This is a genomic window from Leifsonia sp., from assembly GCF_051955155.1.
GTDB lineage: Bacteria > Actinomycetota > Actinomycetes > Actinomycetales > Microbacteriaceae > Leifsonia.
In genome coordinates, this window is sequence record NZ_JBQCGZ010000106.1 from 1 (window position 1) to 11,058 (window position 11,058).

Below are 11,058 nucleotides of genomic sequence, written 5' to 3' on the forward strand. Positions count from 1 at the left end.
ACCGACTCCGGTCTCGACGTCGACGCGCTGAAGGTCGTCTCCGAGGGCGTCAACCGGGCCAAGGCCAACACCGGGCTCGGCATCCTGCTGATCACCCACTACACGCGCATCCTGCGCTACATCAAGCCGGACTTCGTGCACGTGTTCGTGGCGGGCAAGGTGGCGGAGGAGGGCGGCCCCGAGCTCGCCGAGCGCCTGGAGGAGGAGGGCTACGACCGCTTCGTCGACGCCCCCGAGTCCGCGTCCGCCGCAGCCGGCGAGCTGGCCGAGGCGTAGGCTTAACCTATGCCCGCCACGCTGAGCCCGGCGCTCTTCGACCAGGTCGAAGAGGCGCTGAAGAACGTCATGGACCCCGAGCTCGGGATCAATGTCGTCGACCTCGGCCTGATCTACGACCTGGCCTGGGACGAGGAAAACAACGCCCTCATCATCTCGATGACCCTGACCAGCGCCGGCTGCCCGCTCACCGACGTGCTCGAGGAGCAGACGGCCGAGAGCCTGGACGGCATCGTGGAGGCCTTCCGCATCAACTGGGTGTGGATGCCGCCGTGGGGCCCCGAGCGGATCACCGATGACGGCCGCGACATGATGCGCGCCCTCGGCTTCGCCATCTAGAACCACCACTTCAGCCATCCGTTCCGGAGATCTTCACGCTGCGCCCCGGCGTTTCGCGTGAAGAAGTCCGGAACGGATGGCTTCTCAACGAATGGATGAACTGTGCTGAGCGTGCAGGATCTCGAACTCCGCGTCGGCGCGCGCCTGCTGATGGAGAACGTCAGCTTCCGCGTCGCCGCCGGCGACAAGATCGGTCTCGTCGGCCGCAACGGAGCGGGCAAGACCACGCTCACCAAGGTGCTGGCCGGCGACCTGCTGCCCACCGCTGGCAAGGTCGACCGCAGCGGCGAGCTCGGCTACCTGCCGCAGGACCCGCGCTCCGGCAACCTCGAGGACCTGGCGCGCACGCGCATCCTGGACGCACGCGGTCTCGGCTCGATCGTCCTCGGCATGCAGCAGGCGACGCTCGACATGGCGAGCGACGACCCCGAGGTCTCCGCCGCCGCCATGAAGAAGTACGGCCGGCTGGAGGAGCGCTTCCACATGCACGGCGGCTACGCGGCCGAGGCGGAGGCCGCGTCGATCGCGTCGAATCTGAACCTGCCCGACCGCATCCTGGACCAGCCGCTGAAGACGCTCTCCGGCGGTCAGCGCCGCCGCATCGAGCTGGCGCGCATCCTGTTCTCCGACGCGCGCACGATGATCCTCGACGAGCCGACGAACCACCTGGACGCCGACTCCATCGTCTGGCTGCGCGAGTTCCTGAAGAGCTACTCCGGCGGCTTCATCGTCATCTCGCACGACGTCGACCTGGTGGGGGAGACGGTCAACCGCGTCTTCTACCTGGACGCGAACCGCCAGGTCATCGACATCTACAACATGGGCTGGAAGAACTACCAGCGCCAGCGCGCCGCCGACGAGGAGCGCCGCAAGAAGGAGCGCGCCAACGCCGAGAAGAAGGCGAGCGCGCTGCAGCTGCAGGCCGCGAAGTTCGGGGCGAAGGCAACCAAGGCGGCCGCCGCCCACCAGATGGTCGCGCGCGCCGAGAAGCTCCTGTCGGGGCTGGAGGAGGTGCGCCAGGTCGACCGCGTCGCCAAGCTGCGCTTCCCGACGCCCGCGCCGTGCGGCCGGACGCCGCTGCAGGCCTCCGACCTGTCCAAGAGCTACGGCTCGCTGGAGATCTTCACCGCCGTGGATCTGGCGATCGACCGGGGCTCGAAGGTGGTCGTGCTCGGGCTGAACGGTGCGGGCAAGACGACGCTGCTGCGGATGCTGGCCGGTGTGGACGAGCCGGACACCGGAGCGATCGAGCCCGGCCACGGCCTGCGGATCGGCTACTACGCGCAGGAGCACGAGACGATCGACGTCGAGCGCTCCGTGCTGCAGAACATGGTGTCCTCGTCCCCGTCGCTGACCGAGACCGAGGCGCGCAAGGTGCTCGGCTCGTTCCTGTTCACGGGCGACGACGCGCACAAGCCGGCCGGGGTGCTCTCCGGCGGCGAGAAGACCAGGCTCGCGCTCGCGATGATCGTCGTGTCCGGTGCGAACGTGCTGCTGCTCGACGAGCCGACGAACAACCTGGACCCGGCCAGCCGCGAGGAGATCCTGGACGCGCTCGCGCACTACGAGGGCGCCGTCGTGCTGGTCAGCCACGACGAGGGCGCTGTCGAGGCGCTGAACCCCGAGCGCGTGCTGATCCTGCCGGACGGCGTCGAGGACCACTGGAACAAGGACTATCTCGAGCTGATCTCGCTCGCGTAGCGGTCGCCCCGGGTCCCTGGCCCTGGACGCTGGCCCCGGTCAGCGGCCCGCATCGAGGAGTTCGTCCTCCACCTCGGCATCGGTGCGCTTCTGGGCGCGGCGCCGCGCGCGTTCGGCGGCGCGCGCCTTCTCGGCCGGGTCGTGCTCGTTGCGCTTGCGGTACTCGGTGCGCAGCGCGTAGCCGAGGCCGAAGAAGCCGATCAGCGCGAAGATGATCCACTGGATCATGTAGGACCAGTGCAGCCCCTCGTCCTGCGTCGGCGGGTCCGTGACGGTTGGCGTCGGCGCGCTCGCGGGCGCGGGTGTCTGCGAGTCGAGCAGGCCGTACGCGCCCGTGTAGACGTCGGCGCCGTCCAGCTTCTGCTTGACCACCGAGAGCTGGATGGTGCCCACCTGCATGCCCGTCGCTGAGCGGCCGGGGATGGCCGGTTCGCTCGCCTTCAGCCGGGCGATGACGGTGACCGTTCCGGACGGCGCCGCCGGGACGCTGTCCGGGGCGTCGGTGGACGAGCCGGTCGGCACCCAGCCGCGGTCGACGATGAACAGCGCGCCGTCCGCCGTGCGCAGCGGAGTGAGCACCTCGAAGCCCGGGTTCCCGTTGAACGGGCGGTTGCGCGCCAGGATCTCCTTGTCCGGCTCGTACGTGCCGGTCACCGTCACGCGCGTCCACTCCTGCTTCGGCGAGTACGCCGTGAGCGACGGCAGCTCCTCGGTGAGCGGCACCGGGCGGGAGTCGAAGTTGGCGGCGATCAGCGCGTTGGCGGCCGCGGCCTCCTTGCTGCGCGCGAGCTGCCAGTTGGAGAGGAAGCCGCAGGCGATCGCGAACGCGATGGCGAACGCGAGGTAGCCGAGCCAGCGCTTGGAGAACGCGAACCGCCAGCCGTCCCCGCCGCTCTTCTCCACGGGGGCGCTCGCCTCGGGGGCGCTCACGCGGTCGTCCTCTCGTCGTCGGCGACGGCGAGCACGCGCAGCGGGAACTCCCTGGCGGCGAGGAACTCGCGCAGGAAGTCCACGTGCTCATCGCACGCCAGCCAGACCTTGACCCGGTCCGCCGCGTGGATCTTCGGGTTGCGCCACTCGATGCGCCAGGTGGCGGTGTCGGTGCAGCCGGCGCGGGAACAGGTGAGCGGCTCCGGCTCTCCCATGCCGATCATGCGCGCCGTCCGATCACGTGTTCTCCTGCCGCTCGTCGCGCCCCGCGGGTGGCGGGGGCGCCATGGGAAGGATATTGCCTGGCGCCTGGGCTTCTCCTCGACGCGGGTCGGTGGAGACGTTGGCGATGACGACGGCGAAGTAGGGCAGGAAGATCGCCGCGACGAGCGGGATGGCCGCCCACCAGCCGGGGACGAGCAGCGCCACGATGATGCAGACGACACGGATCCCCATAGCGACCGAATACTTGATCATCCGGTGCTTGCGCTCGAGATCCGGGGAGAGCGGCAGGTTCGTCAGTGACGGGCGTGAGGGCTTCATGTGCGTTGACTCAAGCGTACGTCCATAAACTAGGGAGCTGATCCCCGATCGAGAGGAATTCGTCAATGACAACGCAGCGCACCGTGCTCGTCACCGGAGGGAACCGCGGCATCGGCTACGCGATTGCCGAGGAGTTCCTGGCGCAGGGGCATCGCGTCGCCGTCACCGCCCGCTCGGGAGAGGGGCCGGAGGGCGCGCTCACCGTGCGCGCCGACGTCACGGACACCGCGGCCGTGGACGCCGCGTTCGCCGAGGTCGAGGAGAAGCTCGGCCCGGTGGAGGTCGTGGTCGCGAACGCGGGCATCACCAAGGACACCCTGCTGATGCGGATGTCCGACGAGGAGTTCGACGCCGTCGTCGACACCAACCTCGGCGGGGCGTTCCGCGTCGTCAAGCGCGCGACGAAGGGGATGCTGAAGGCGCGCTTCGGCCGCATCGTCCTGATCTCCAGCGTCGTCGGCCTGTACGGCTCGGCCGGGCAGGTCAACTACGCCGCCAGCAAGGCGGGGCTCGTCGGCATGGCCCGCTCGATCACCCGCGAGCTCGGCGCGCGCGGGATCACCGCGAACGTCGTCGCCCCCGGCTTCATCGAGACCGAGATGACCGCCGTGCTGCCCGAGGCGCAGCAGGCCGAGTACAAGAAGAACATCCCCGCCGGCCGGTTCGCCTCCCCGAACGAGGTCGCGCGGGTCGTCGCCTGGGTCGCCGGCGACGACGCCGGCTACATCTCCGGCGCCGTCATCCCCGTCGACGGCGGCCTCGGCATGGGCCACTAGAAGGGTCGCCGAGAGGCACGTCGTTGTCACTTCTCGACGCGAAAAGCGACAACAACGTGCCCCTCGCGCGTCCCTGAGCGACGGGTCAGCCGCGGAGGCCGAGGAGGGGGAGGACCTGGGCGAGGTCCTGGCGGTCGATCACGAGGTCGGCCTCCGCCCGCACCCGGGGCTTGGCGTTGAACGCGATCGAGAGGCCGGCCTCGGCCATCATCCGCAGGTCGTTCGCGCCGTGTCCGATCGCGACGGTCTGACGCAGGTGCACGCCGGCGTCGGCCGCCCAGAACAGCAGGGACTGCGCCTTCGCGCCCGCGTCGACGACGGGACCGTCCACCTCGCCGGTGAGCACGCCGTCCCGCACGCCGAGCCGGTTCGCCCGCCAGTGATCGAGCCCCAGCCGCTCGCCGAGCGGGTCGAGCAGCTCGTGGAAGCCACCGGACACGACGGCGACGCGGCCGCCGGCCGCCTGGACGCCCGCGACGAGCTCCGGAACGCCGTCGGTCACCCGGATCCGCTCGCCGACCCGCTCGAACACCGAGACCGGCAGCCCGGCCAGGGTGCGCACGCGCTCGCGCAGGCTCGCCTCGAAGTCCAGCTCGCCGCGCATCGCGCGCTCGGTGATCTCGGCCACCTCGGCGCGCGCGCCCGCCTCTTCGGCGAGCAGCTCGATCACCTCGTCATGGATGAGGGTGGAGTCGGCGTCGAGGACGACGAGGAACGTGGCCGGTCTGCTGCTGTGTGAACGTGCGGACGTCATGGAACGACGTGAACTCCCTTGCCGACGACGGTGATCCCGGACTCCGTGACGGTGAAGCCGCGCGCGCGGTCCCGCTCCGGGTCGACGCCGATCCTGGCCCCTTCGGCCACGACGACGTCCTTGTCCAGGATGGCACGTCCGACGAATGCGTTCGGCTCGATGACGGCGCGCTCGAAGACGACGGAGTCGACCACCTTGGCGCCCGAGCTGACCTTCGCCCACGGCCCGAGCACGCTGCGCTCCAGGTGCGCGCCGGAGATGACAGAGCCGAGGGAGACGATCGAGTCGATGGTCGTGCCCAGCGCCCCGCGGCCGTCGCGCACGATCTTGGCGGGCGGGGAGTTCAGCACCTGGCTGAAGATCGGCCATTCGCTGTTGTACAGGTTGAACACCGGCAGCGCCGAGATCAGGTCCTGGTGCGCCTCGAAGAACGAGTCGATCGTCCCCACGTCGCGCCAGTAGTAGCGGTCGCGGTCGGTGGAGCCCGGGACGTCGTTGTTGTTGAAGTCGTAGACGCCGGCCTCACCGCGCGAGACGAAGTCCGGGATGATGTCGCCGCCCATGTCGTGGTTGGAGTCCGGCCGGTCGCCGTCGCGCTGCACGGCGTCGATGAGCGCCTCCGCGTCGAAGACGTAGTTGCCCATCGACGCGAGCACCTCGCCGGGGGAGTCCGGCAGGCCCACCGGGTCGCTGGGCTTCTCGCGGAACGCCGCGATGCGCTCCGGGCGGGCCGCGTCCACCTCGATCACGCCGAACTGGTCGGCGAGCGAGATCGGCTGGCGGATGGCGGCGACGGTCGCCGCGGAGCCCGAGTCGATGTGCGCCTGGATCATCTGGCCGAAGTCCATGCGGTAGACGTGGTCGGCGCCGACGACGACGACGATGTCCGGCTTCTCGTCCCGCAGCAGGTTGAGGCTCTGCAGGATCGCGTCCGCCGACCCGCTGAACCAGCGCTTGCCGAGCCGCTGCTGGGCGGGGACGGAGGCGATGTAGGAGTTCGTGATGCCGTCGAGCCGCCAGGTCTGCGAGACGTGGCGGTCGAGGCTGTGCGACTTGTACTGGGTGAGCACGACGATCTGGCGCAGCTGGGAGTTGATCAGGTTGGACAGCGCGAAGTCGATCAGCCGGTACTGGCCGCCGAAGGGGACCGCGGGCTTGGCCCGGTCCGCTGTCAACGGCATCAGCCGCTTGCCCTCCCCACCCGCGAGGACGATGCCGAAGATCTTCTTGCCTGCTGCCATGCCCCTTACAGTAGAGGCAACCGGGGGGCTGTACTAGCGTTCTCGACATGCGCGTTGATCTTCTGACCCGGGAGTACCCGCCGGACATCTACGGCGGCGCCGGGGTGCACGTGACCGAGCTCGTCCGGGCGCTCCGGACCGACACCGAGGTCATCGTGCGGTGCTTCGGAGCACCGAGGGACGAGGCGGACACCGTCGGCTACCGGGTGCCCGCCGAGCTCGCGGAGGCCAACGGTTCGATCACCACGCTGGGCGTCGATCTGCAGATGGCGCAGGACTGCGGAGGCGCCGACGTCGTCCACTCGCACACCTGGTATGCGAACGCCGGCGGCCACCTCGCCAAGCTGCTGCACGGCGTGCCGCACGTGGTGACCGCGCACAGCCTGGAGCCGCTGCGGCCGTGGAAGGCCGAGCAGCTCGGCGGCGGCTACCGGGTGTCCAGCTGGATCGAGAAGACGGCGTTCGAGGCCGCGGACCGCGTGATCGCGGTGAGCGAGGGGATGCGCCGCGACATCCTGAACTCCTACCCGTCGCTCGACCCGTCCGACGTCACGGTCGTCTACAACGGCATCGACCTGGACCGCTGGCGGCCCCTGCACGATGAGGACCTCGCCCGCTCGCTCGGGATCGACCCAAGCCGGCCCGCCGTCGTCTTCGTCGGCAGGATCACGCGCCAGAAGGGCCTGCCGTACCTGCTGCGGGCGGCGCGGATGCTGCCGAAGGACGTCCAGGTGATCCTGTGCGCCGGCGCGCCGGACACCCCGGAGATCCTGGCCGAGGTCACCGGCCTCGTCGAGCAGCTGCAGGCCGAGCGCGACGGCGTGGTGTGGATCGACCGGCTGCTGCCGAACGACGAGCTGCGGGCGGCGCTCAGCGCCTCCACCGTGTTCGTCTGCCCGTCCATCTACGAGCCGCTCGGGATCGTCAACCTGGAGGCGATGGCGTGCGGGCTGCCCGTGGTCGGCACGGCGACCGGCGGCATCCCCGAGGTGATCGTGGACGGTGTCACCGGGCGGCTGGTGCCCATCCAGCAGCTCCAGGACGGCACGGGGACGCCCACCGACCCGGAGGGCTTCGTGCGCGACCTCGCGGCGGCGCTGACCGAGGTCGTGAGCGACCCGGCCAGGGCGGCGCAGATGGGGGAGGCGGGCCGGCTGCGCGCCGAGCAGGAGTTCAGCTGGAGCGCCATCGCGGAGCAGACGCGCGCCGTCTACCGGTCCGTCACCGCGTCCTGACGCCGCTAGGCTAGAGGTCATGGCCAGCAGCGTTCTCCGACTCCATGACGTGTCCGTGACCAGGGACGGCAACGCCGTCCTCGAGGGTGTCGACTGGACGGTCGAGCCGGACGAGCGCTGGGTGATCCTCGGGCCGAACGGCGCGGGCAAGACCACCATGCTGCAGATCGCCGCGGCGGCCCTGCACCCGTCGTCGGGCGAGGCCACCGTGCTGGGCGAGTCGCTGGGCCACAGCGATCTCTCCGAGCTGCGCCCGCTGCTCGGCTTCGCCTCCAGCGCCCTCGCCCGCCGCATCCCGCGGAACGAGCGCGTGCTCGACGTGGTGATGACGGCGGCGTACGCCGTCACCGGGCGCTGGAACGAGCTGTACGAGGAGATCGACGAGCGCCGCGCCCGCCGCGTGCTCGCCGAGTGGAACCTGGAGCACCTGGCCGAGCGCACCTTCGGCAGCCTGAGTGACGGCGAGCAGAAGCGCGTGCAGATCGCCCGCTCGGTGATGACCGACCCCGAGATGCTGCTGCTGGACGAGCCGGCGGCCAGCCTCGACCTCGGCGGCCGCGAGGAGCTGCTGCAGCTGCTCGGCGGCTACGCCAGCGACCCGAAGTCGCCCGCGATCGTGATGGTCACCCACCACGTCGAGGAGATCCCCGTCGGCTTCAACCGCGCGCTGCTGCTGAAGAACGGCCGCATCGCCGCCCAGGGCCCGATCGGCGAGGTGCTCACCAGCGCCTCCCTCAGCGAGACGTTCGGTGTGGACGTCGAGCTGGAGGAGAGCGACGGCCGCTACACCGCCCGGGCGCGTCAGAAGACGATCGCCTGACGGATCTGCTAAACTCGATAGCTGGTCCGGGAGTCGTCTGACGAACGCGGGCCGAAAGCTTCCCGTCCACGCGGCCTCAGCGCGGACTTGACCGACACGAACACTACGCAACAAGGAAGTCCTCATGAAGACTGACATCCACCCCGACTACGCCCCGGTGGTTTTCCGCGACCTGGCCTCGGGTGCGACGTTCCTCACCCGCTCCACCGTCTCCAGCGAGAAGACGATCGAGTGGGAGGACGGCAACACCTACCCGGTGATCGACGTCGAGATCTCCTCCGAGTCGCACCCGTTCTACACGGGCAAGCAGCGCATCCTCGACTCGGCCGGCCGCGTCGAGAAGTTCAACTCGCGCTACAAGAACTTCGGCAAGTAACCAGCCGCACGAGAAAGGCCCCCGTCGCACGACGGGGGCCTTTCTCGTTGCGCGGGGGACGTCAGTAGTTCTGGTACTGCGAGGCCGCGACGCCGAGGCCGATCGCGACGAAGATGAACACGATGATGCCGATCGCGATCTCGACGAAGCCGATGATGATCGCGGCGATGGCGAGGCCGCGGCCCTGCTCGCCCGTGCGCTTGATCTGCGACAGGGCGACGAAGCCGAGGATGACGCCGACGACGCTGATGAAGAACGCGAGGATGAACCCCACGATCGCCATCACGTTCCAGCCCGGCTGGGCCGGCTGGTAGGCCCCGTACTGCGGCTGCTGCTGCGGCGGCTGCTGCTGCGGGGGCAGGGGCTGCGGGTTCAGGTCCGAATCGCTCATGGACGAAGGGTAGCGCTCAGCAGACGCGGTGGAAACCCCCAGCATGGGCGGGGGACGCACGTGGTCAGCGCAGGGGCCACGCGCCGGACGCCGTGAACTCCGGGTCGCGCACGCGGCGCATGTAGTCCTGGAAGTCGGCGGCCTGCTCGCGGCACCAGTCGACCTGCTTGTGGTGCAGCTCGACGGCCTCCATCGCGAGCGCCTCGCCGTGCGCGCGGACCAGGGCCTGGGCGAGCCGGCCCGCGGCGATGGCGTCCGCGCCGGCGTCGTGCGCCGCGGTCAGCTCGACGCCGTAGTGGACCGCGGTGACGCTCAGCGTCCGCTTGCCGGGACGGTAGCGGTCGACCGCCCTGTCGATCACCAGCGGGTCGATGATCGGGCCAGGCGCCTCCAGCGGCTCGATGCCGTAGCGGCGGGCCTCGCGGTCGAGGAGCGTGAAGTCGTACGGCGCGTTGTAGGCGACCACCGGGATGCCGCGGGCGAACAGCCGGCGCAGCTGGTCGACGATCGCCGCGACGCCGGTCGCCGCGTCCATCCCCTTGGCGCGCGCGAGCTCGGTCGTGATGCCGTGCACCGCTGTCGCCTCCGACGGGATCTCGACGCCGGGATCGATGAGCCAGTACCGGCCGTGCCGCACCTCGCCCTGCTCGCCGAGCAGGCCGACGTGCGCGGTCACGATCCTGGCCGTCTCCACATCCACGCCGGTGGTCTCCAGATCGAAGACGCCGAGTTCATGGTGCCAGGTGCTCATAGCCCCCAGGGTAGGAACGACCACCGTCACCCGGAGGGAACGCGGTCGGCGGGTCCGCGATCCGGCGCCCGCCGGCCCGTGCCGTCCGGGCGGGAGGGCGCGTCAGTCGCGGCGCGGCTCGATGTGCAGCCAGTAGAAGTTCTGCGTCCCGAGCGTGAGCGTGAAACGGCCGTCCTCCGCCACGGTCGGGAACTCCGCGCCGCCGAACAGGTCGTACAGCGTCCGCCCGGCGAACTCGGGAGCGTCCAGGGTCACCGACACCGGATTGTGGGCGACCGAGAACACGCACAGCACGTCCTCCGGCTGGTCGCCGCCGTGCGTGCCGCTGCCCGCGTACGAGCGCACGAACGCCAGCACGGACTCGTGGTTCGTCGGCAGCACGCGGATGTCGCCCAGCCCGAACACCGGGTGCGCCTTGCGCACGTGGATGACGTTGCGGATCCAGTGCAGGAGCGACCGGGACTGCGCGAGCTGCGCCTCCACGTTGACCTGGTTGTAGTGGAACACCAGCGACTGGACGATCGGCAGGAACAGCTTGCCGGGGTCGGCGCTGGAGAAGCCGGCGTTTCGGTCCGGCGTCCACTGCATGGGCGTTCGCGAACTGTCGCGGTCGGGCAGCCAGATGTTGTCGCCCATCCCGATCTCGTCGCCGTAGTAGAGGAACGGACTGCCGGGAAGCGAGAACAGGAGGGCGTGCGCCAGCTCCAGCTCGGCCCGCGAGTTGTCGAGCAGCGGGGCGAGGCGCCGGCGGATGCCGATGTTGGCGCGCATCCGCGGGTCGTAGGCGTACCAGCCGTACATCGCCTGGCGGTACTCCTCGCTCACCATCTCGAGCGTCAGCTCGTCGTGGTTCCGCAGGAAGACGCCCCACGCGGCGCCCTCGGGGACGTCGGTCGTCTCCGACAGCACCCGGACGAGCTCCCCG

14 protein-coding genes and 1 pseudogene are annotated in these 11,058 nt (G+C 70.1%); 7 read left to right on the forward strand and 8 right to left on the reverse strand.

Annotation, left to right across the window (positions count from 1 at the left end; translation table 11 throughout):
- The 3 genes and pseudogenes from sufC to ACTHMF_RS11585 form a co-directional block, all read left to right on the forward strand.
- Positions 1–276, forward strand: a pseudogene (gene sufC, locus ACTHMF_RS11575) (Fe-S cluster assembly ATPase SufC); the annotation flags it as partial.
- Positions 277–285: 9 nt separating this feature from the next.
- Positions 286–615: a metal-sulfur cluster assembly factor gene (locus ACTHMF_RS11580; protein WP_179605846.1), complete on the forward strand. Its 330-nt coding sequence runs from the start codon at positions 286–288 to the stop codon at positions 613–615.
- Positions 616–717: 102 nt separating this feature from the next.
- Positions 718–2,316, forward strand: coding sequence for an ABC-F family ATP-binding cassette domain-containing protein (locus ACTHMF_RS11585; protein ID WP_440317702.1), 1,599 nt, complete (start codon positions 718–720; stop codon positions 2,314–2,316).
- A gap of 39 nt (positions 2,317–2,355) precedes the next feature.
- On the opposite strand, the gene ACTHMF_RS11590 is transcribed toward ACTHMF_RS11585, so the two are convergent.
- From ACTHMF_RS11590 to ACTHMF_RS11600, 3 genes are read right to left on the reverse strand one after another with little or no spacing between them, the layout of a single operon-like run.
- Positions 2,356–3,246, reverse strand: a complete 891-nt coding sequence (locus ACTHMF_RS11590; protein ID WP_440317703.1) for an SURF1 family cytochrome oxidase biogenesis protein — start codon at positions 3,244–3,246, stop codon at positions 2,356–2,358.
- Positions 3,243–3,470 (reverse strand): hypothetical protein, encoded by a 228-nt coding sequence (locus ACTHMF_RS11595; RefSeq protein WP_440317705.1) that lies wholly within the window; start codon positions 3,468–3,470, stop codon positions 3,243–3,245. Before ACTHMF_RS11595 ends, ACTHMF_RS11590 begins: the two co-directional genes overlap by 4 nt.
- A 13-nt stretch (positions 3,471–3,483) precedes the next feature.
- On the reverse strand, positions 3,484–3,789 hold the full coding sequence (locus ACTHMF_RS11600; protein ID WP_314146973.1) for a DUF3099 domain-containing protein: 306 nt from the start codon (positions 3,787–3,789) through the stop codon (positions 3,484–3,486).
- Between the two features lie 65 nt (positions 3,790–3,854).
- On the opposite strand from ACTHMF_RS11600, the gene ACTHMF_RS11605 reads away from it, so the two are divergent.
- Positions 3,855–4,565 (forward strand): beta-ketoacyl-ACP reductase, encoded by a 711-nt coding sequence (locus ACTHMF_RS11605; protein WP_440317707.1) that lies wholly within the window; start codon positions 3,855–3,857, stop codon positions 4,563–4,565.
- Between the two features lie 85 nt (positions 4,566–4,650).
- Here ACTHMF_RS11605 and serB read toward each other — a convergent pair whose 3' ends face one another.
- Both serB and ACTHMF_RS11615 read right to left on the reverse strand, forming a co-directional pair.
- Positions 4,651–5,319 (reverse strand): phosphoserine phosphatase SerB, encoded by a 669-nt coding sequence (gene serB, locus ACTHMF_RS11610; RefSeq protein WP_440317709.1) that lies wholly within the window; start codon positions 5,317–5,319, stop codon positions 4,651–4,653.
- Complete coding sequence (locus ACTHMF_RS11615) at positions 5,316–6,560, reverse strand: glucose-1-phosphate adenylyltransferase (RefSeq protein WP_314146976.1); 1,245 nt, start codon at positions 6,558–6,560, stop codon at positions 5,316–5,318. The genes serB and ACTHMF_RS11615 overlap by 4 nt, the downstream gene beginning before the upstream one ends.
- Before the next feature lie 47 nt (positions 6,561–6,607).
- Here ACTHMF_RS11615 and glgA point away from each other — a divergent pair, with 47 nt between their 5' ends.
- The 3 genes from glgA to ACTHMF_RS11630 all read left to right on the forward strand — a co-directional run bounded on the left by glgA (position 6,608) and on the right by ACTHMF_RS11630 (position 8,991).
- A complete protein-coding gene (gene glgA, locus ACTHMF_RS11620; protein WP_440317711.1) occupies positions 6,608–7,795 on the forward strand; it encodes a glycogen synthase in 1,188 nt (395 codons plus the stop codon).
- 19 nt (positions 7,796–7,814) lie between these two features.
- Complete coding sequence (locus ACTHMF_RS11625) at positions 7,815–8,615, forward strand: ABC transporter ATP-binding protein (protein WP_314146978.1); 801 nt, start codon at positions 7,815–7,817, stop codon at positions 8,613–8,615.
- A 124-nt stretch (positions 8,616–8,739) separates the two neighbouring features.
- Complete coding sequence (locus ACTHMF_RS11630) at positions 8,740–8,991, forward strand: type B 50S ribosomal protein L31 (RefSeq protein ID WP_314146979.1); 252 nt, start codon at positions 8,740–8,742, stop codon at positions 8,989–8,991.
- Positions 8,992–9,052: 61 nt separating this feature from the next.
- Here ACTHMF_RS11630 and ACTHMF_RS11635 read toward each other — a convergent pair whose 3' ends face one another.
- The 3 genes from ACTHMF_RS11635 to ACTHMF_RS11645 form a co-directional block, all read right to left on the reverse strand.
- Positions 9,053–9,382 (reverse strand): DUF4190 domain-containing protein, encoded by a 330-nt coding sequence (locus ACTHMF_RS11635; RefSeq protein WP_314146980.1) that lies wholly within the window; start codon positions 9,380–9,382, stop codon positions 9,053–9,055.
- A gap of 64 nt (positions 9,383–9,446) precedes the next feature.
- Positions 9,447–10,133, reverse strand: a complete 687-nt coding sequence (locus tag ACTHMF_RS11640) for a 3'-5' exonuclease (protein WP_314146981.1) — start codon at positions 10,131–10,133, stop codon at positions 9,447–9,449.
- Between the two features lie 102 nt (positions 10,134–10,235).
- Positions 10,236–11,058, reverse strand: an 823-nt coding sequence (locus tag ACTHMF_RS11645; protein ID WP_440317714.1) for an alpha-amylase family glycosyl hydrolase, incomplete at its 5' end; no start/stop codon positions are given.